A 21,059-nucleotide genomic window follows, 5' to 3' on the forward strand; every position below is an offset into this window, starting at 1 on the left:
TCGTGAGCGAGCGGACGTCCAACCGGACGATAGATTCGCACGCATGTTCGAAGAACTGGTGACGGATGCGAAGTCGCTCGAAGGGGCGGCGGCAATCCGAGGGTGGGCACGGGTCGAGACGGCCGCTTGCGCGCGCCGCCTGATGGCGGTGGTCGTCGTGTTGGATAGGCGTCATGCCGCCGCGGGGTCGGCGGAGCGTGAGCAGTGGTACCTGGACAACTGGAGCGCGGTGTGCGCCGAGATCGCTGCTGCCCAACGGATCACGTCGGGTGCAGCCTCCCATCAGCTGCTAGTGGCCACCGCGTTGCGCGATCGGTTGCCACTGGTGCGCGAAGCGTTCGGCACGGGTTTGGGTTCCTACCAATTGATGTCGACCATCGTATGGCGTACGGCGTTGATCACCGACCCCGAGGCGCGGCGGGCCGTCGATGCGGCGCTCGCCGCGGCAATGCGGACCTGGGAGCCGATGTCGCAGGAGAAGACCGTCGCGGCAATCGACTACTGGGTGCACCGATTCGATCCGCACGCGCTGCGTCGCACGCAGTCACGGGCGCGGTCGCGGTCGGTCGAGATCGGAGCCGAGGATGGCTCGGGGCTGGCATCGCTGTGGGGCAGTCTCTTCTCCCACGACGCGGTGGCCTTGGACCGTCGGTTGAATGCGTTGGCCGCGACGGTGTGCGACGCCGATCCCCGCACCGTCGATCAGCGCAGATCCGATGCGCTCGGCGCACTGGCCGCCGGTGCAGACCGGTTGGACTGCACGTGCCGCCAGCGGAACTGTGGTGCGGCAGCCGAGTCCGGCACCGGCTCCGTCATCGCGACGGTGGTGTACGTCGTCGCCAACGAGGACACCGTCACCGATGAAGGCCTGGCCACGGCTGCAGAGGATGCGGCTCTCGATGGCGGCCCGGCGGGGCGGTCCGGCCGGACGCCGCTACGGGAGCTGACGCTGGCGCAGGCACTCGTCCAGCCGACGCCTCCGAGGTTCGCCGTCACGCGTCCGGGCTCCGTGATGGGCGGGCCGGTGCTGTCCGGGCCGGTCGTACGGCGGGCAGTGCGCGGCGCCGCGATTCGCCGCATCGTGCACCCCGGTGACGCGCCACCCGAGACGCGATATACCCCATCTCAGCGGTTGGCCGAGTTCGTGCGTTGCCGTGACCTGCATTGCCGCTTCCCCGGCTGCGCCGAGCCAGCGGTGAATTGCGATGTGGACCATACGATTCCGTACCCAGCGGGTCCGACTCAGGCATCGAATCTGAAGTGTCTGTGCCGAACTCACCACCTGCTGAAGACATTCTGGGGTGGCCGGTCAGGATGGCGGGACACGCAGTTTCCCGACGGCACGGTGCAGTGGGAGTCGCCTGAGCGGCAACGCTATACGACGACACCGGGCAGCCGGCTGCTGTTTCCGAGTCTGTCTCGCCCCACCGGGCCAGTGCTGGCCGCAGCGTCCGGGAGGTCAGCCGCGAGCAACGGGCTGAGGATGCCCCGGCGCACCAGCACCCGCACCGAGGACCGACGGCGGCGTATCGACGACGAGCGCGAACTCAATCGGTCGAACGGCGAGAATGCCCATCAGCCAAGGAGTCCCGCGTCGACCAATCGGATGACGGCGACGCCCTCCTCGTCGGACGCCTCGAGGTCCACTTCAACGTCGAAGCCCCAGTCGTGATCACCGGCGGGGTCGTCGAGGATCTGCCGTACTCGCCACACGTCGGGCTGGCGGTCGACGATGAGCAGTGCGGGGCCGCGCGCGTCAGCACCGGTAGCCAGGTCGTCGTGCTCGGCGAAGTAGGCGTCGCCGACGCCCGCCCAGCGCTCGGTTGTCCATCCGGAATCAGCGTCCAACTGGCCGAGGTCGTACCACCGTCGCCGCGCGAACAGTTCGACGCGACGGAACAGGGCGTTGCGCACCATCGCCGTGAAGGCGCGCGCATTGCCGGTCAGCGGTCGCGGACGCGCGGGCGCTGCGACGGGTATGTCCAACGGTTGATCCGGGCTAGTGAGCTGTTCCCACTCGTCGAGCAGGCTCGAGTCCACCTGGCGGACCAGCTCACCGAGCCATTCGACCACGTCGGTGAGCTCCTCGGTGCGCGCGGTGGTCGGGACGCCGGAGCGCAGCGCCTTGAAGGCGTCGGACAGGTAGCGCAGCACCGCGCCTTCGGAACGCGTCAACCCGTAGACGCTGACATACTCGCGGAAGGTGAACGCCCCCTCCCACATCTCGCGGACCACCGACTTGGGCGACAGCCGGCCGTCGGCAGCCCATGGATTGCTCTGCAGATACACGTCGAACACGTGCCCAAGCAGTTCCTCGAGCGGTTTGGGGTAGGTGATCTCGTCGAGCAGCGCGATCCGCTCGTCGTACTCGATGCCCTCGGCCTTCATCGCGGCCACGGCCTCACCCCTGGCCTTCTTCAACTGGGCGGCCAGGATCTGCCGCGGATCTTCCAGGGTCGCCTCGATCACCGAGACCACGTCCAGCGCATAGGTTTCCGATGCCGCGTCGAGCACGTCGATCGCTGCCAGTGCGAAGGTCGACAGCGGCTGGTTCAGCGCGAAGTCCGGTGGCAGGTCGACGGTGAGTCGATAGCGGCGGCCGTCGGGCTCGGGTTCGTCGAGGCGTTCGAGGACGCCGGCCTGCAGCAACGAGCGCGCGATGCCGACGGCCTCGCGGATCAACCGCAGTTGACGCTTGCGCGGTTCGTGGTTGTCGGTCAGCAGACGCCGCATCGCCACGAACGGGTCACCGGGGCGATCGACGACGTCGAGAATCATCCCCGTGGAGATGCGCATGTGGCTGACCAGGGGTTCGGGGGACGCCTCGACCAATCGGGTCATGGTCGATTCGCTCCACGGCACCATGCCCTCGGGAACCTTGCGGCGCACCAGCTTTCGACGTTTTTTCGGATCGTCGGCAACTTTTGCGAACTGCTTGAGGTTCTCCACCTCGTGCTCGGGCGCTTGCACCACCACGGTGCCCGCGGTGTCGTAACCGGCACGGCCAGCCCGCCCGGCGATCTGGTGGAACTCCCTGGCGTTGAGCAACCGCGTGCGCGTGCCGTCGTACTTGAACAACGCCGAGAACACCACAGTGCGGATCGGGACGTTGATGCCGACACCCAACGTATCGGTACCGCAGATCACCTTCAGCAGACCGGCCTGGGCCAACTGCTCGACCAACCGCCGGTACTTCGGCAGCATCCCGGCATGGTGCACGCCGATGCCATGGCGGACCAGTCGCGACAACGTGGACCCGAAGGCAGAGGTGAACCGAAATCCGCCGATCATCTCGGCGATCGCGGCCTTCTCTTCCTTGCTGCTGACATTGACGCTCATCAGCGCCTGCGCGCGCTCCAGCGCCGAGGCCTGGGTGAAGTGCACGACGTAGATCGGCGCCTGCTTGGAGCTCAGCAGATCGGCGATCGTCTCGTGCATGGGCGTGGTGGCGTAGTAGTGATGAAGCGGCACAGGACGTTCCGCATGTGCGACCAGCGCAGTCGGCCGTCCAGTGCGTCGGGTGAGGTCCTCCCGCAGGAACGTGACGTCGCCGAGCGTCGCCGACATGAGCAGGAACTGCGCCCGCGGCAGTTCCAGCAGCGGTACCTGCCACGCCCAGCCTCGGTCGGGGTCGCCGTAGAAGTGGAACTCGTCCATCACCACCAGGCCGATGTCGGCGGCGGCCCCCTCGCGCAGCGCGACATTGGCCAGTACCTCGGCGGTGCAGGCGATGATGGGCGCCTCGTGGTTGACCGACGCGTCGCCGGTCAGCATGCCGACGTTCGCGGCGCCGAAAATTTCGCAGAGCGCAAAGAACTTTTCGCTGACGAGCGCCTTGATCGGTGCGGTGTAGAAGCTGCGCCGGTGACCGGCAAGCGCGGCGTACAGCGCACCGGTGGCGACGAGCGACTTACCCGAACCGGTCGGCGTCGCGAGGATTACGTTGGCGCCGCTGACCATCTCGATCAGCGCCTCTTCCTGCGCAGGGTAGAGCACCGTGCCGCTGGCCTCGGCCCACGCGGCGAAGGAGGCGAACAGCTCGTCGGCGTCCTCCCCCTTGGCGTGCAGGGCGGACAGATCGCTCGGATCCTCGAGCAGGGCGGGCGGGGGCATCGTGACCACCAGCGTGCCCGACGGCCGTCATCGTCCCGTGCGTCGGGTCGAATTCGGGCGTTCCCGCGGGAGTGGCCCCACGTCTGCGCCCGAGGCTGCAGACCCATCCGAGCGCCGCCCAATGGTGAACCTGGCACCAAGCTGTGAACCAATCCGTTATCGTCCGGAGATGAGCCAGCCCGGTCCCACCCTCGCTCCGACGAGCACCCGGCGGGCGGTCCTCAACACCGCGAGGGGATCGGCGGGCAACCTCGTCGAGTGGTACGACGTGTACGTCTACACCGTCTTCGCGTCGTACTTCGAGGCGCAGTTCTTCGACAAGGCCGACACCAATTCGACGGTCTACATCTACGCGATCTTCGCGGTGACGTTCGTGATGCGCCCGGTCGGCTCCTGGTTCTTCGGCCGGTACGCCGACCGGCGCGGCCGAAAGTCGGCCCTGATGTTGAGCATCAGCGTGATGTCGGCGTGCTCGTTCATCGTGGCGGTCATGCCCACCCGCGAGGTGATTGGTTACTGGGCGGCGGTGGTGCTGATCCTGGCCAGGCTGGTGCAGGGCTTCGCGACCGGCGGTGAATACGGCACGTCCGCGACCTACATGTCCGAGGCGGCGACGGCGAACCGACGCGGATTCCTGTCCTCGTTCCAGTACGTCACGCTGATCGGCGGCCACGTGCTGGCCCAGTTGACCCTGCTGGTGTCACTGCACTTCCTCGACACCGAGGCACTCAGCGCCTGGGGCTGGCGGATCGGCTTCTTCATCGGCGGCATCGCCGCGCTGGTGGTGCTGTGGATTCGGCGCTCCATGGACGAGTCGCTCAGCGAGGCCCACCTCGAAACCGTGCGGGCGGGCAAGGATCCGTCGGCCGGGTCGATGAAGGCGTTGTTCACCGTGCACTGGCGCTCGCTACTGCTCGTCTTCCTCATCACCGCGGGCGGGACGGTCGCGTTCTACACCTACAGCATCAACGCGCCGGCGATCGTCAAGTCGACGTTCGGCTCCGATCGGGCGTTGACGGCCACCTGGATCAACCTGCTGGGGCTGATCTTCCTGATGCTGCTGCAACCGCTCGGCGGGTTGCTCAGCGACCGGGTCGGCCGCAAACCGCTGCTGGTCTTCTTCGGGGTGGGTGGGGTGCTCTACACCTGGGTGCTGCTGACATATCTGCCGCAGACCACGTCGGTGGTGTGGGCCTTCCTGCTGCTGGCGGTCGGCTACGTGATCATCACCGGCTACACGTCGGTCAACGCGATCGTCAAGGCCGAACTGTTCCCCGCCGAGATCCGCGCGCTCGGCGTCGGACTGGGCTACGCGCTGGCGAACTCGGCGTTCGGCGGCACGGCGCCGATGCTCTACCAAGCGGCCAAGCCCGATCACGTCACGCTGTTCATCGTGTACGTCACGGTGGTCATCGGCGTCAGCCTGCTGGTGTACGTCTTCGCGTTGAAGAACAAGGGCATCACCGTGCTGGATCGGGAGCAAGGCAGCGCCTGGGCGGGAGTCAGGGCGGTCACGCCGCACTGAGTGGGGCCGCCCTGCCACAATCGATCGGTGCCTGTCATCAACGGTCGCATCTCGCACTGGTTCGCCGCGTTGCCCTCGCCGCGGTCCTGGTTGCCGGGGAACCGGGACGCCGACGTGTGCATCGTCGGCGCCGGCTACACCGGTCTGTGGACCGCCTACTACCTCAAGCGCGCCGACCCGTCGCTGCGCATCACCATCCTTGAGGCGCGGACCGCGGGGTTCGGCGCCTCGGGACGCAACGGCGGTTGGTTGTCGGGGCTCGTTCCCGGTGACCGCCACGCGATGGCCCGCAAGCACGGCCGCCAGAGCGTGCTCGACTGGCAGCGCGCGCTGAACGAGTCGATCGACGAGGTCGCCGACGTCGCGGCCCGCGAGGGCATCGACGCGGGCATCGTCAAGGGTGGCACGATGCGCATCGCCCGCAACCCGGCGCAGGCCGCTCGTCTGGCCGCCGAGCTCGCCGAGCACCGCGCCTGGGGCAACGACGGAGTCGCCGCACTGACGAGTGCCGAAGCGGCGCAGCGCATTCGGTTCGATGGCGTGGTGGCGGCCTATCACACCCCGCACTGTGCTCGCATCCAGCCGGCGGCGCTGGTACGTGGCCTGGCCGACGTCGTCGAGGCCATGGGCGTGCACGTCTACGAGATGTCCGCGGTCACCGAGATCGCCGCGGGCCGCGCCACGACAGCACGCGGCACCGTCCGGGCACCCATCGTGCTGCGCGCCACCGAGGGCTTCACCGCCGCACTCCCCGGCCTGAGGCGGCGGTGGCTGCCGATGAACAGCTCGATGATCGCCACCGAGCCGATCCCCGCCGACGTCTGGGACACCATCGGCTGGGACGGCCGCGAGACGGTCGGTGACACGGCGCACGGGTTCTTCTACGCCCAGCGCACCGTCGACGACCGCATCGCCATCGGCGGCCGCAGCGTGCCCTACCGCTACGGCTCGCGGACCGACCTCGACGGCCACGTCCCGCAACGCACCATCCGCCAGCTCGGCGAAGTACTGCACACCGTCCTGCCCCAGGTGCGTGACGTCCCGATCGCCCACGGCTGGTGCGGCGTGCTCGCCGTTCCGCGGGACTGGCAGGCGGGTGTCGACCTTGACCGCGCGACCGGACTCGGCTGGGCGGGAGGGTACGTCGGGCACGGCGTGACGGCGGCCAATCTGGCCGCCCGCACGCTGGCCGACCTGGTACTCGGCGAGAAGACCCCGCGCACCGCGCTGCCGTGGGTCGGACACCGGTCGCGCAACTGGGAGCCCGAACCGCTGCGGTGGCTGGGCGTCCGAAGCCTGTACCTGGCGTACGGGATCGCCGACCGGCAGGAAGCCGCTGGCCGCGCCACCACCTCGCCGATCGCCGACGTCGCCGACCAAATCACCGGGCAGCCGTAGGCCCGGCTTCGGCCCTGGCCTTGAGCCGCTGCAGCGTCAGCTCGATGTTCTTGGCGTTCTCCGCGGTGCGATCGCTGACGCCGGTCGTCAGCTCCGCGGGCTTGCGGATCCACCCCGGCCGGCGGTCCCAGGTCTGTTCGGTCACCCGGCAGCCTCCGTCGATGGGTTCGATGTCGTAGCGCCAGTGCGCCACCGGAACGATGCCGGCGGTCCGCACGTCGAACGCGAACACCCGGCCCGGTTCGGCGTCGGTCACGGTGCACTTGGTGGTCCAGGTCTTGCCGCGGTTGGTGTTGTGGCCCTTGAACACCGCACCGGGGCTGGCGCCGGCACCGCGGTGCCACACCATGGCGTCGGCCTCCTCGGCCAGCGTCGCCATCGTCGGCAGGTCGGTGATCAGGGCGTACACGTCGGCGCAGCTGGCCGAGATGGCGATCGACGCCGCGGCCGAGGGTCCAGTCATGGCGTGATCGTAGCCAGCACTCAGGAATCCCCGTCGGGTGTTCGCGCGTTGGCATGACCATGACCGAACGCGTAGTCCTCGAGCCCACCGCCGAGCACCCCATCACCGTCACGCCGACCGGCCGGCACGTCGTCGTCCGGGTCAACGGCGAGGTCGTCGCCGAGACCGACGATGCGCTGACCCTGCAGGAATCGACCTATCCGGCGGTGCAGTACCTACCGCTGGCCGACGTGGCTCCAGCGTCGCTGCAGCGCAGCGACACCACCACCTACTGCCCGTTCAAGGGTGAGGCGAACTACTACCACGTGACCGCCGCGGGCGACACCGTCGACGACGTCATCTGGACCTACGAGCAGCCCTACCCGGCCGTCGCCCAGATCGCGGGTCACGTCGCGTTCTACGCGGACAAGGCCGACGTCACCGTCGGCTAGGACGTTTCTGACCTAGCCTTTGGCGGTGTCCAGTTCGGCCAGCGTCGTCTTCGACGGGCCCGCCAGCCCGGCGATGACGCTGTCCCCGCAGCGCCGGGGTCCCGGTGACCCCTGCCTTCAACTGGTCGACGGCGCGATCTGGAAGACCAGCCTGATGCCCAGCGGCCCGGTGACCGCCAGGATCGAGCGGTCCGACTTGCACACCGTCGACTGCGAGGCGTGGGGTGAGGGTGCCGGCGAGTTCCTCGAACGGCTGCCCGCGCTGCTGGGCGTCCACGACGACGTCACCGGCTTCGCACCGCAGGAGCCCACGATCGCCGCGGCCCACCGCCGGGTCCCGCATCTGCGACTGGGGCGCACCGACCGGGTGCTGGAGGCGCTCGTGCCCGCCGTCTTGGAGCAGCGGGTGGCCGGCAAGGACGCCTTTCGCGCCTGGCGGCTGCTGGTCACCAAGTACGGCTCGCCGGCACCCGGCCCGGCTCCCGCCCGCATGCGGGTACCGCCGCCTGCCGAGGTGTGGCGGCGGGTCCCGTCGTGGGAGTTCCACCTCGCCAACGTCGATCCCGGCCGGGCCCGCACGGTGGTCGGTTGCGCTCAGCGGGCCGATGCCCTGGAGCGGTTGTCCGCCCGTCCGCCGGAGGACGCCCGCTCGGCGCTGATGACCTTGCCCGGGGTCGGGGTGTGGACGGCGGCCGAGGTCGCGCAGCGCGCCTGGGGGGACGCCGACGCGCTGTCCATCGGCGACTACCACCTGTCCAATGTGGTCGGTTCGACGCTGCTGGGGCACCGCATCGACGACGACGAGATGGTCGAATTGCTGGAACCGCTTCGGCCGCATCGCTTTCGGGCCGTGCGTCTGCTCGAGGTCAGTGGGATGGCCCGCAATCCGCGGTTCGGTGCGCGGCAGGCCATTCCGAATCTGCGGGCGCTCTAGTCACCGAGCCGCTCGGCGACCCACTCGACGAATGGACGCGCCGCCCGCCAGTCGGCGCGCACCGCGTCGACGAACTCAGGGGTGTGGATGACCGGCTCGAAGCCGTAGTCCTTGGTGACGGTCAGTGAGCGGTGCCGCAGCAGCTCGATGCGCGGATGGTCGGCGTCGTAACCGCGCGGCGAGGTCTTGAGCCGGTCGCCACCGACCGTGAAGCCGGCCCTGGTGAGCTTGGCCAGGAGCTTCTGCAGCCGGTCGCCGGTGAGCTCGTTGGCGATCGACGCCCGGATCCGGCCCAGATCGGAGCTGCTGGCGTCGTAGAAGCCGGCGCCCGTGCGGACCCCGCGGGCCGCGATCTCGACATACCACCCGCACGCGGGACCGACCCCGACGTAGGCACCCTGGTGGGTCTTGTACGGCGTCTTGTCCTTGGCGAAGCGGACGTCGCGGAACGGCCGGAACACCTTGGCAGTGCCGAACTCCGGCTCCAGGGCCGTGACCAACGCCGTCATCGGCGCCTTGACGCTGGTCTGGTACACCTCCCGGTGCGCCTCCCAGAACGCCTTGGTGTTGTCGATCTCCAGATCGTCGTAGAAGTCGAGCGCCGCCTCGGGAAAGCCGGCGAATCCTGGTGACGACTCGGTCATGCCGTGACTGTATCCGGGTGTAACCGACGAGGGACGGGGGTAGCCGTACTCCGGAGTCAGACAAGAAGGAGGGCATCGCATGCCACAGTTCACCGTTCCCGGGATGACGGACCAGGCCGGCCGCGAGGTCGCGGATCTGTTGCAGAAGCAACTCAGCACCTACAACGATCTGCACCTCACCCTCAAGCACGTGCACTGGAACGTCGTGGGCCCCAACTTCATCGGCGTCCACGAGATGATCGATCCGCAGGTCGAGCTGGTCCGCGGGTACGCCGACGAGGTGGCCGAGCGGGTCGCGGCGCTCGGTGCGTCGCCGCAGGGCACGCCGGGCGCCATCATCAAGGACCGCACGTGGGATGACTACTCGGTCGGCCGGGACACCGTCGCGGCGCACCTGGCGGCGCTTGATCTGGTGTACACCGGCGTGATCGAGGACACTCGCAAGTCGATCGAGCGGCTCGACGAGCTCGACCTGGTGTCGCAGGACATCTTGATCGGCCATGCCGGCGAGCTGGAGAAGTTCCAGTGGTTCGTGCGGGCACACCTGGAGAACTCCGGTGGCCAGCTCTCGAGCGACGGCGCGCCGACGGAGCAGAAGGCCGCCGCGAACGCCAAGGACAAGGCCCCCGGCAACTAGGCACTCGCTGTTTGGCTGCCTACTCCAAGGAGTCGTCGCGCACTGGTCGGTCGGCGAGTTCTTCGTTGCGACCGAACAGGATTGGGTAGGCCGCGCCGGCGATCGCGGCACCCACCAGCGGCGCTAGCCAGAATAGCCACAGCTGTGCCGGCGCGTCGGCTCCGTTGAAGAATGCCACCGCCGTGGACCGGGCGGGGTTGACCGACGTATTGGAGATCGGGATCGAGATGAGGTGGATCAGTGTCAGCGTAAGACCGATCGCCAGGCCCGCGAAGCCCCTTGGCGCCCTGTCGTCGGTGGCACCGAGGATGACGAGCAGGAAGATCGCGGTCAGCAGGATCTCGGTGATGAGCACCGCCACCATCGAATACCCGCCGGGGGAGTGTGCGCCAAAACCGTTGGCCGCCATGTTGCCCTCGGCCGTCCAGCCGTCCTTGCCCTTGGCGATCACATAGATCGCCAGACCCGCCACCACGCCTGCGATCACCTGCGTGATCCAGTAGCCGGGCAGCGCCCTCCACTCGACGCGCTTGGCGATGGCCGCACCCAGTGTCACCGCTGGGTTGAAGTGGCCACCTGAGATGGTGCCGAACGCGTAGACGCCGGTCAGCACGGTCAGGCCGAATGCCAGTGCCACACCCAGGAATCCGATGCCGAGCGCGGTCCCGTCCGAGGGGAACTTGGCGGCGAATACGGCGCTGCCACAACCCCCTAAGACCAGCCAGAAGGTGCCGACGAACTCGGCGGCAAGTCGATGCAGCATGGTCGGTGTCGTCATGAGCACGCCCTCCTCGGCAGTGCGTCCTTGGACTGCCAGATTTCGAGGGTCGCACGTGCTCAGCCGATTCGAGGAGTTCCGTATCCGAATCTTGTCCCGATGGTGACGTCGGGCCGGGTTTACTCGAACTCGTCCTTGACGACCTTGGCTTCGCCGCGGCGTTCGGCTTCGGCGCTCTCGCGATTCAACCGTTGGGACCGGTAGATCGAGACGCTGGTGCGGGTGATGATCAGATAGGCGATCCCGACGGTGATCATCGCGCCGGGCAGCACCGAGAACGACCCCGTCATCTCGGCGACCATGATCATCACGGCCAGGGGCGCGTGGGCGACGCTGCCGAAGCACGCCATCATGGCGACGATGACGAACACGCCGGGGCCGTCCGGGATTCCGGGCAGGCCTGCGAGGTCGGCCAGTCGCCAGATCGCCGCACCGACGAATCCGCCGATGACCATGCCGGGTCCGAAGATGCCGCCGGAGCCGCCGCTGCCGATCGATAGCGAGGTGGCGAGGATCTTGGCGAACGGCAGGACGAGCACGATCCAGAGCGGGATCGTCAGCAGCGTCTCCCGGGCCGACGCCAGCTGGACCCAGCCGTAGCCGCTCGCCAGGATCTGCGGGATGAGCAGTGCCAGCAGGCCGACCAGCAACCCGCCGATGGCCGGCTTGACGATCTTGCCGCCGGGCAGTCGCCGGGTGAGGGCCACGGTGCCGTAGAAGACCCTGGCGTAGAGGTAACCGACACCGGCCGAGACGAGGCCGATGAGCAGGAACCACCCGAGCTGGCCGGGCACGAATTCATAGTCGGGGGCGACGAACCCGAACAGCGGTTGATAGCCGAAGAACGCGCCGTAGACGGCGTACGCGGTGCCCGAGGTGATGAAGCCGGGCACCAGGGAGCGGTAGTCGAAGTCCTCGCGGTAGACGATGGAGGCGGCGAGCACCGCACCGCCCAGCGGGGCCCCGAAGATGGCGCCGATGCCGGAACCGATGCCGAGGGACACCGCCACGCGGCCGTCGACGTCGGAGAGATCCAGCCGGCGGGCCAGCAGCGAGCCGAAACCCGCCGAGATCTGGGCGGTTGGTCCCTCGCGGCCCGCCGAGCCACCCGATCCGATGGTTAGCGCACTGGAGATCATCTTGACCAGCACGGCACGTGCCCGAATGGACCGCGGATCGGTGTGCACGGCTTCGATCGCGCTGTCGGTGCCGTGGCCCTCGGCCTCGGGGGCGAACTTGGCCACGAGGAACGCCGACACCAGAGCACCGCCGAAGGTGACCAGCGGGATGGCCCACGGCCGGGCGAACCCCGCCGAGCCCGGGCTGCCGCCCTCGGCGGCGGGGGTGGGCGGCCGGTAACCGCCGAGGTCACCGAGCAGGTACCGCCCCGCGTACTCCAGCGCCAGGTAGAAGACCACCGCGCCGAGGCCGGCGATGACGCCGATCGCGATCCCGAGGATCAGCCACTTGCGCAGGTATCCCGACGTCCTGACGAAGGCGCCCAAGCGGCCACCGGTGCCGCGCGCTAGGCCCATGACCGGATGCTAGCAGCGGCGTCGGGACGAGCGGGTGCCGAGGGAAGGCGCCGTCAGCATACCCCCAGGGGGTATATGATGGCGCCATGACCGAGCATCGGGACCACGCGCACCACGGGGGCCACGTGGCCCAGTTCCGCAGGCTCTTCTGGATCATGGTGGTGCTGGCCGTGCCCACGGTGGCCCTGTCGGGAATGTTCGCGATGATCGTGGGCTACGCAGTGCCCGACCTCCCCGGCGTGCAGTGGGTCTCGCCCGTCGTGGGCACGGTGATGTACCTGTGGGGCGGACGGCCCTTCCTCGCCGGTGCGCTCTCGGAGATCCGTTCTCGGACACCGGGAATGATGCTCCTGATCGCCCTGGCGATCACGGTCGCGTTCGTGGCGTCGTGGGGTGCGGTGCTCGGCCTGCTGCACCACGAGCTGGACTTCTGGTGGGAGCTGGCGCTGCTCATCGTGATCATGCTGCTGGGGCACTGGATCGAGATGCGCTCGCTCGCGCAGGCTGCCTCGGCGCTGGACTCGCTGGCGGCGCTGCTGCCCGACGAGGCCGAGCTGGTGCGCCGCGAGCCCGGCGGCGGCGAGGTCGTCACGACGGTGTCCCCGGCCGAACTGGTGGTCGGCGACGTCGCGATCGTGCGCCCCGGCGGCAGCGTCCCCGCCGACGGTCGGATCGTGGCAGGCACCGCAGAGATCGACGAGTCGATGGTGACGGGCGAATCCCGGCCGGCCCGCCGCGGCGTGGGTGACGGTGTCGTGGCCGGGACCGTGGCGACCGATTCGGGCATCAGGATCGAGGTCACCGCCGTCGGCGCCGACACCGCCCTGGCCGGCATCCAGCGGCTGGTCGCCGATGCGCAGAACTCGACGTCGCGCGCGCAGCGCCTGGCCGACCGCGCGGCGGGCTGGCTGTTCTGGTTCGCGCTGGGTGCGGCCGTGCTGACCGCGGTGGTCTGGTCGGTCGCGGGCAGCCCCCAGGACGCGGTGACCCGGACCATCACGGTGCTGGTCATCGCCTGCCCGCATGCCCTCGGGCTGGCCATCCCTCTGGTGGTGTCCATCGCGACCGAGCGAGCCGCCCGCGGTGGCGTGCTGGTCAAGGACCGCCTGGCGCTCGAGGGCATGCGCAACGTCGATGCCGTGCTCTTCGACAAGACGGGCACCCTGACCAGGGGCGAACCCACCGTCCTCGGGGTCGTAGCGGTCGATGGCGACCCGTCGACCGTGCTCGCGCTGGCCGCGGCCGCGGAGTCGGACTCCGAGCATCCCCTGGCCCGCGCCGTCGTCGCCGAGGCGGTGGCACGGCAGCTGTCGGTACCCGAGGCCACCGGGTTCGGTTCGAGCCCAGGGCTGGGTGTGCACGCCGTCGTGGCCGGTCATCGGATCCGGGTCGGCGGTCCTGCGCTGCTCGCGGAGTTGGGGCAGGCCGAGCTGGCCGCCACCCGCCAGTGGCGCGACGACGGTGCGACCGTGCTGCACGTCGTGGACGACGGAGTAGTCGTGGGGGCGTTGGCTCTGGCCGACGAGATCCGCCCCGAGTCGCGGCAGGCGGTGGCCGCGCTGCGGGCCATCGGCGTCGAGGTCGTCATGATCACCGGTGACGCGGAGCCCGTGGCGCGGTCGGTGGCCGACCAGCTCGGGATCGATCGGGTCTTCGCCGGGGTGCGACCGCGGGACAAGTCGGCGAAGGTCGCCGAACTACGAGACGAAGGTCTCGTGGTGGCCATGGTGGGCGACGGCGTGAATGACGCGCCCGCGCTGGCGCTGGCCGACGTCGGGATGGCCATCGGTGCGGGTACCGACGTCGCGATTGCCTCGGCCGGGGTGATCCTGGCCAGTTCCGATCCCCGCTCGGTACTCTCGGTGATCGCCCTGTCCCGCGCGTCGTACCGCAAGATGCAGCAAAACCTCTGGTGGGCAGCGGGTTACAACCTAATCGCGGTGCCGCTGGCGGCAGGCGTGCTGGCGCCGATCGGGTTCGTCATGCCCATGTCGGTGGGTGCGCTGCTGATGTCGTTGTCCACGGTCGTGGTGGCGCTGAATGCACAGTTGCTACGGCGAATGGACCTGAGTCCGGCCGCTGGCGTCGCCGCGCTGACCAGTACCCGTGTCTAAGAATCCAATCAGGCTTTCGAGCAAATTATTCTAAACGCATTCTTGCACCAAGGAGATAGATATTTCCATTCGGGCAAACTGCCTGGCGGGACCTGCCCGGTGGCCGGAATCGCGTCCGCCGACCCGCTCTCGCGCCAGCGTCCGTCACTACCCAACCCCGACAACGGATTTCGTCGTAGGAAGGCAACCGGCACCCCTTGGGGCGGGATCGACCGGAGGGCGCCCGGTTAGGCTGTACTAAGTTGGCATGTCAGGCGGGGTTTGTCATATCGTTTGACCACTCGAGGCGAGTGGAGCAGTCCCGTCGTTCAGCGCTGCACGCAGACACTTCATCGCCCGCCGGCAATAGTCGTCGTCGACGGCTGTCAGCATCAGGCTTCCATGAAGTTGTGAAGGGGCAGGTGGGAATGGCGCCCAGCGACCAAGGCTCAAGATTCGGGGGCCTCTACAACCCGGCCTACGAGCACGACTCCTGCGGTGTCGCGATGGTCGCCGACATGCACGGTCGACGTAGCCGCGACATCGTCGACAAGGCGATCACCGCGCTGCTGAACATGGAGCACCGCGGCGCCCAGGGCGCCGAGCCGAACACCGGCGACGGTGCGGGAATCCTGCTGCAGGTGCCCGACGCGTTCCTGCGCGAAGTGGTCGACTTCGAATTGCCCGAGCCGGGCAGCTACGCCACCGGCATCGCCTTCCTGCCCCAGTCGTCGCGTGACGCCGCCACTGCGTGCGAGTCCGTGCAGAAGATCGTCGAGGCCGAGGGGCTGACGTTCCTGGGGTGGCGCGACGTGCCGACCGACGATTCCTCCCTCGGCGCGCTGGCCCGCGACGCGATGCCGACCTTCCGGCAGGCCTTCATCGGCGGGGCGTCCGGCATGGACCTCGAGCGGCGTGCCTACGTCGTGCGCAAGCGCGCCGAACACGAGCTGGGCACCAAGGGGCCGGGGCAGGATGGCCCGGGCCGCGAAACCGTGTACTTCCCAAGCCTTTCCGGTCAGACGTTCGTCTACAAGGGCATGCTCACCACCCCGCAGCTCAAGGCGTTCTACCTCGACCTGCAGGACGAGCGGCTCACCAGCGCGCTGGGCATCGTGCACTCGCGTTTCTCGACCAACACGTTCCCGTCCTGGCCGCTGGCGCACCCGTTCCGCCGCGTCGCGCACAACGGTGAGATCAACACCGTCACCGGCAACGAGAACTGGATGCGCGCCCGCGAGGCACTGATCAAGACCGACGTCTTCGGCAGCTACGCCGACGTCGACAAGATCTTCCCGGTCTGCACCCCGGGGGCCTCGGACACCGCGCGCTTCGATGAGGTGCTCGAGCTGCTGCATCTCGGCGGTCGCAGCCTGCCGCACGCCATGCTGATGATGATTCCCGAAGCGTGGGAGCGGCACGAGTCCATGGACCCCGTCAGGCGGGCGTTCTACGAGTACCACTCCTCGCTGATGGAGCCGTGGGACGGTCCGGCGTCGGTGTGCTTCACCGACGGCACCGTCATCGGCGCCGTGCTCGACCGCAACGGTCTGCGCCCGTCGCGCATCTGGGTCACCGAGGACGGCCTCGTCGTCCTGGCCTCCGAGGCCGGCGTGCTGAACCTGGACCCGTCGACGGTGGTGCAGAAGATGCGCCTGCAGCCCGGCCGGATGTTCCTGTTGGACACCGCGCAGGGCCGCATCGTCTCCGACGAGGAGGTCAAGGCCGAGCTCGCCGCCGAGAAGCCGTACCGGGACTGGCTCGAAGCCGGACTGTTCCACCTTGGCGACCTGCCGCCCGGTGACTACGTGCGGATGCCGCACCACCGGGTCGTGCTGCGTCAGCAGGCCTTCGGCTACACCTACGAAGAGCTCAACCTGCTGGTCGCGCCGATGGCGCGCACCGGTGCGGAGGCGCTGGGCTCGATGGGTACCGACACTCCCGTAGCGGTGCTCTCGGCCCGGCCGCGGATGCTCTACGACTACTTTCAGCAGCTGTTCGCGCAGGTCACCAACCCGCCGCTGGACGCCATCCGCGAAGAGGTGGTCACCAGCCTGCAGGGCACCGTCGGACCCGAGGGCGATCTGCTGAACCCGAACGCCGACTCCTGTCGCCAGATCGTGCTGCCCAACCCGATCCTGCGCAACGCCGAGCTGTCCAAGCTCATCTGCGTCGACCCCGACCACGAGATCCGCGGCCACAAGCACGGCCTGCGGGCGGCGGTCATCCGCTGCCTGTACCCGGTGGCCCGCGGTGGCCAGGGGCTCAAGGAGGCGCTCGACGACGTCCGGGCCAAGGTGTCGTCGGCGATCCGCGACGGCGCGCGCATCATCGTGCTGTCGGACCGCGAATCCAACGAGTCGCTGGCGCCGATCCCGTCGCTGCTGAGCGTCTCGGCCGTGCATCACCACCTGGTGCGCGATCGCACGCGCACCCAGGTCGGCCTCGTCGTCGAGGCCGGCGACGCCCGCGAGGTGCACCACATGGCCGCGCTGGTCGGCTTCGGCGCCGCCGCCATCAACCCGTACATGGCCTTCGAGTCGATCGAGGACATGTGCGATCGCGGCGTGATCGCCGGGATCAGCAGCGACCAGGCCAAGGCCAACTACGTCAAGGCCGCCGGCAAGGGCGTGCTCAAGGTGATGTCCAAGATGGGCATCTCCACGCTGGCGTCCTACACCGGCGCCCAGCTGTTCCAGGCGATCGGCATCAGCCAGAAGGTGCTCGACGAGTACTTCACCGGGCTGTCCTGTCCGGTCGGCGGCATCGACCTCGACGACATCGCCGAAGACGTGGCCGCCCGTCACGCCCTGGCCTACCTCGACCGGCCCGACGAGCGCGCGCACCGCGAGCTCGAGGTCGGCGGTGAGTACCAGTGGCGCCGCGAGGGCGAGTACCACCTGTTCAACCCGGACACGGTGTTCAAGCTGCAGCACGCGACCCGCACCGGCCAGTACTCGATCTTCAAGGAGTACACCAAGCTGGTCGACGACCAGAGCGAGCGGCTGGCCTCGCTGCGCGGCCTGCTCAAGTTCCGTGAGGGCGTGCGCGAGCCGGTGTCGCTCGACGAGGTCGAGCCGGCCTCCGAGATCGTCAAGCGGTTCTCGACCGGTGCGATGAGCTACGGCTCGATCTCCGCCGAGGCCCACGAGACGTTGGCCATCGCGATGAATCGCATTGGGGGACGGTCGAACTCGGGCGAGGGTGGCGAGAACGTCAACCGCTTCGAATACGACGAGAACGGCGACTGGCGCCGCAGCGCGATCAAGCAGGTCGCGTCCGGCCGGTTCGGCGTCACCAGTCACTACCTGACCAACTGCACCGACATCCAGATCAAGATGGCCCAGGGTGCGAAACCTGGTGAGGGCGGCCAGCTTCCGGGTCACAAGGTCTACCCCTGGGTGGCCGAGGTGCGGCACTCCACGCCCGGCGTCGGCTTGATCTCGCCGCCGCCGCACCACGACATCTACTCGATCGAGGATCTCGCGCAGCTGATCCACGATCTGAAGAACGCCAACCCCAGTGCGCGCGTGCACGTCAAGCTGGTGTCCGAGAACGGCGTCGGCACCGTCGCGGCGGGCGTGTCGAAGGCGCACGCCGACGTGGTGCTGATCTCCGGCCACGACGGCGGCACCGGTGCCACCCCGCTGACGTCGCAGAAGCACGCCGGCGCACCGTGGGAGCTCGGTCTGGCCGAGACGCAGCAGACACTGCTGCTCAACGGACTTCGCGACCGCATCGTGGTGCAGGTCGACGGCCAGCTCAAGACCGGGCGTGACGTGGTCATCGCCGCGCTGCTCGGTGGTGAGGAGTTCGGCTTCGCCACGGCTCCGCTGGTGGTGGCCGGTTGCATCATGATGCGTGTGTGCCACCTCGACACCTGCCCCGTCGGCGTCGCCACCCAGAACCCGTTGCTGCGGGAGCGGTTCACCGGCAAGCCGGAATTCGTCGAGAACTTCTTCATGTTCATCGCCGAAGAGGTGCGGGAACTGATGGCGCAGCTGGGCTTCCGCACCATGAACGAGATGGTCGGCCAGGTCGGAGCGCTGGACACCAAGCAGGCCGCCGCGCACTGGAAGGCTCACAAGCTGGACCTGTCGCCGGTGCTTCACGAGCCCGACTCGGCGTTCATGAACCAGGACCTGTACTGCAGCTCGCGCCAGGACCACGGTCTGGACAAGGCGCTGGACCAGCAGCTGATCGCGCAGAGCCGCGAGGCCATCGACAACGGCACGCCGGTTCGCTTCTCTACCACGATCGCCAACGTCAACCGCACGGTCGGCACCATGCTCGGCCACGAATTGACCAAGGTCCATGGCGGACAAGGGCTTCCGGACGGAACCATCGACATCACGTTCAACGGATCGGCGGGCAACAGCTTCGGCGCATTCCTGCCCAAGGGCATCACGCTGCGGGTGTACGGCGATGCCAACGACTACGTCGGCAAGGGACTGTCCGGCGGGCGCATCGTGGTGCGGCCGGCGGAGGAGGCACCCGCCGACTTCGTCGCCGAGGACAACATCATCGCCGGCAACGTGATCCTGTTCGGCGCCACCAGCGGCCAGGCGTTCTTGCGCGGCCAGGTCGGCGAGCGGTTCGCGGTGCGCAACTCCGGTGCCCACGCCGTGGTCGAGGGCGTCGGCGACCACGGGTGCGAGTACATGACCGGTGGCAAGGTGGCGATCCTCGGACCCACCGGCCGCAACTTCGCCGCGGGCATGTCCGGCGGCATCGCCTACGTGTACGACCCGCACGGCGCGCTGGGCGACAACCTCAACACCGAGATGGTGGATCTGGAGCGGCTGGACTCCGACGACGTGGAGTGGCTGCGCGACATGCTCACCGCGCATGCCGACGCCACCGACTCGGCCCCGGCCCGAAAGATCTTGTCCGATTGGGAGCCTCAACTGAAGCACTTCGTGAAGGTCATGCCACGCGACTACCGGGCGGTGCTCACGGCCATCGCCGAGGCCGAGCGCAACGGCGAGAACGTCAACGAGGCGATCATGGCGGCCGCTCGTGGCTGATCCGCGCGGCTTCCTCAAGCACACCCACCGCGAGACCCCGCAGCGCCGTCCGGTTCCGCTGCGGCTCAAGGACTGGAACGAGGTCTACGAGGACTTCTCCCACGACGTCCTGCGTGACCAGGCGGCTCGCTGCATGGACTGCGGCATCCCGTTCTGCCACAACGGTTGTCCGCTGGGGAACCTGATTCCCGAGTGGAACGACCTGGTGTTCCGGGACCGGTGGCGCGACGCCATCGAACGCCTGCACGCGACCAACAACTTCCCGGAGTTCACCGGCCGCCTGTGCCCCGCTCCGTGCGAGGCGTCGTGCGTGCTCGGCATCAACCAGGATGCGGTGACCATCAAGCAGGTCGAGGTCGAGATCATCGACAACGCCTTCGAGAACGGCTGGGTGGTTCCCCTGCCGCCGGACCGGTTGACCGGCAAGAAGGTGGCCGTCGTCGGATCGGGACCGGCGGGCCTGGCGGCAGCTCAGCAGCTGACGCGCGCCGGACATGACGTCACGGTCTTCGAGCGCGCCGACCGGATCGGTGGACTGCTGCGCTATGGCATCCCCGAGTTCAAGATGGAGAAGCGCCACATCGATCGCCGGTTGGCGCAGATGGAGGCCGAGGGCACGAAGTTCCGCACCGGCGTCGACGTCGGCGTGGACATCACCGCCGAGCAGCTGCGGGCCGACTTCGACGCGGTGGTGCTCACCGGCGGGGCGACCGCCTGGCGTGACTTGCCGATCCCCGGGCGCGATCTGGACGGCATCCACCAGGCCATGGAGTACCTGCCCTGGGCGAACCGGGTGCAGCAGGGCGATCCCGTCGTCGGCGAGGACGGCGAACCGCCGATCACGGCCAAGGGCAAGCGGGTCGTCATCATCGGTGGTGGCGATACCGGAGCGGACTGCCTCGGCACCGCGCACCGGCAAGGTGCGGCCAGCGTGCACCAGTTCGAGATCATGCCGCGCCCACCCGAGGAGCGGGCCGACTCGACCCCATGGCCGACCTACCCGCTGATGTACCGGGTGGCTTCCGCCCACGAAGAGGGCGGCGAGCGCGTCTTCTCGGTCAACACCGAGGAGTTCGTCGGCAGCAACGGCCACGTCGAACGCCTCAAGGTGCACGAAGTCTGGATGCAGGACGGCAAGTTCGTGAAGGTCGAGGACAGCGACTTCGACCTGGACGCCGACCTGGTCTTGCTCGCGATGGGCTTCGTCGGCCCCGAGAAGGACGGCCTGCTGGCCAACCTGCGGGTGGAGCTGACCGACCGCGGCAACGTCGCCCGCAAGGACGACTTCCAGACCTCGGTACCCGGTGTCTTCGTGGCCGGTGACATGGGCCGCGGCCAGTCGCTGATCGTGTGGGCGATCGCCGAGGGGCGTGCGGCGGCGGCTGGCGTCGACCGCTATCTGATGGGCGCCTCGGCACTGCCGAAGCCGATCAAGCCGACGGCGGCGCCTCAGCGGTAGGCCCTGAGCTTCGCCTCAGAAA

At 68.6% G+C, this 21,059-nt stretch carries 14 protein-coding genes; 9 read left to right on the plus strand and 5 right to left on the minus strand.

Features of this window, described 5'->3' with window-relative positions; translation table 11 throughout:
* Window positions 1-43 precede the first annotated feature (43 nt).
* The gene (locus SBI80_RS07850; RefSeq protein WP_318973911.1) at window positions 44-1,672 is read left to right on the plus strand and encodes an HNH endonuclease signature motif containing protein; all 1,629 of its coding nucleotides are present in this window, start codon (window positions 44-46) and stop codon (window positions 1,670-1,672) included.
* On the opposite strand, the gene SBI80_RS07855 is transcribed toward SBI80_RS07850, so the two are convergent.
* Window positions 1,576-4,113 carry a DEAD/DEAH box helicase gene (locus SBI80_RS07855; RefSeq protein WP_318973912.1) on the minus strand — a complete coding sequence of 846 codons (2,538 nt, stop codon included), beginning with the start codon at window positions 4,111-4,113 and terminating at the stop codon, window positions 1,576-1,578. The genes SBI80_RS07850 and SBI80_RS07855 overlap by 97 nt on opposite strands.
* Before the next feature lie 169 nt (window positions 4,114-4,282).
* Here SBI80_RS07855 and SBI80_RS07860 point away from each other — a divergent pair, with 169 nt between their 5' ends.
* Together SBI80_RS07860 and SBI80_RS07865 are read left to right on the plus strand one after the other, a co-directional pair.
* Window positions 4,283-5,638 (plus strand): MFS transporter, encoded by a 1,356-nt coding sequence (locus SBI80_RS07860; RefSeq protein ID WP_318973913.1) that lies wholly within the window; start codon window positions 4,283-4,285, stop codon window positions 5,636-5,638.
* A 27-nt stretch (window positions 5,639-5,665) separates the two neighbouring features.
* Window positions 5,666-7,036 (plus strand): NAD(P)/FAD-dependent oxidoreductase, encoded by a 1,371-nt coding sequence (locus SBI80_RS07865; RefSeq protein WP_318973914.1) that lies wholly within the window; start codon window positions 5,666-5,668, stop codon window positions 7,034-7,036.
* Here SBI80_RS07865 and SBI80_RS07870 read toward each other — a convergent pair.
* Window positions 7,020-7,499 carry an SRPBCC family protein gene (locus tag SBI80_RS07870; protein WP_318973915.1) on the minus strand — a complete coding sequence of 160 codons (480 nt, stop codon included), beginning with the start codon at window positions 7,497-7,499 and terminating at the stop codon, window positions 7,020-7,022. The genes SBI80_RS07865 and SBI80_RS07870 overlap by 17 nt on opposite strands.
* A 59-nt stretch (window positions 7,500-7,558) precedes the next feature.
* Between SBI80_RS07870 and SBI80_RS07875 the strand changes: the two genes are divergently transcribed.
* On the plus strand, window positions 7,559-7,930 hold the full coding sequence (locus tag SBI80_RS07875) for a DUF427 domain-containing protein (protein WP_318973916.1): 372 nt from the start codon (window positions 7,559-7,561) through the stop codon (window positions 7,928-7,930).
* 73 nt (window positions 7,931-8,003) lie between these two features.
* Window positions 8,004-8,864, plus strand: a complete 861-nt coding sequence (locus SBI80_RS07880) for a DNA-3-methyladenine glycosylase family protein (protein ID WP_318974370.1) — start codon at window positions 8,004-8,006, stop codon at window positions 8,862-8,864.
* Here the strand turns inward: SBI80_RS07880 and SBI80_RS07885 are convergent.
* Window positions 8,861-9,508: a DUF2461 domain-containing protein gene (locus SBI80_RS07885; protein WP_318973917.1), complete on the minus strand. Its 648-nt coding sequence runs from the start codon at window positions 9,506-9,508 to the stop codon at window positions 8,861-8,863. The two genes, SBI80_RS07880 and SBI80_RS07885, sit on opposite strands and share 4 nt — an antisense overlap.
* Before the next feature lie 79 nt (window positions 9,509-9,587).
* On the opposite strand from SBI80_RS07885, the gene SBI80_RS07890 reads away from it, so the two are divergent.
* The gene (locus SBI80_RS07890; RefSeq protein WP_318973918.1) at window positions 9,588-10,145 is read left to right on the plus strand and encodes a Dps family protein; all 558 of its coding nucleotides are present in this window, start codon (window positions 9,588-9,590) and stop codon (window positions 10,143-10,145) included.
* Window positions 10,146-10,164: 19 nt separating this feature from the next.
* Here SBI80_RS07890 and aqpZ read toward each other — a convergent pair whose 3' ends face one another.
* The gene (aqpZ, locus tag SBI80_RS07895; protein ID WP_318973919.1) at window positions 10,165-10,923 is read right to left on the minus strand and encodes an aquaporin Z; all 759 of its coding nucleotides are present in this window, start codon (window positions 10,921-10,923) and stop codon (window positions 10,165-10,167) included.
* Window positions 10,924-11,042: 119 nt separating this feature from the next.
* Entirely contained in the window at window positions 11,043-12,458 is a 1,416-nt protein-coding gene (locus SBI80_RS07900; protein WP_318973920.1) for a chloride channel protein, read from the minus strand.
* An 86-nt stretch (window positions 12,459-12,544) separates the two neighbouring features.
* Here SBI80_RS07900 and SBI80_RS07905 point away from each other — a divergent pair, with 86 nt between their 5' ends.
* The 3 genes from SBI80_RS07905 (at window position 12,545) to SBI80_RS07915 (ending at window position 21,037) form a co-directional block, all read left to right on the plus strand.
* Window positions 12,545-14,572 carry a heavy metal translocating P-type ATPase gene (locus SBI80_RS07905; RefSeq protein ID WP_318973921.1) on the plus strand — a complete coding sequence of 676 codons (2,028 nt, stop codon included), beginning with the start codon at window positions 12,545-12,547 and terminating at the stop codon, window positions 14,570-14,572.
* A 407-nt stretch (window positions 14,573-14,979) separates the two neighbouring features.
* On the plus strand, window positions 14,980-19,578 hold the full coding sequence (gene gltB / locus SBI80_RS07910) for a glutamate synthase large subunit (protein WP_318974371.1): 4,599 nt from the start codon (window positions 14,980-14,982) through the stop codon (window positions 19,576-19,578).
* Window positions 19,571-21,037, plus strand: a complete 1,467-nt coding sequence (locus SBI80_RS07915; RefSeq protein ID WP_318973922.1) for a glutamate synthase subunit beta — start codon at window positions 19,571-19,573, stop codon at window positions 21,035-21,037. Before gltB ends, SBI80_RS07915 begins: the two co-directional genes overlap by 8 nt.
* The last annotated feature ends 22 nt before the right edge of the window (window positions 21,038-21,059 follow it).

This window comes from Mycolicibacterium sichuanense, assembly GCF_033741125.1.
In the GTDB taxonomy this organism is placed as follows: domain Bacteria; phylum Actinomycetota; class Actinomycetes; order Mycobacteriales; family Mycobacteriaceae; genus Mycobacterium.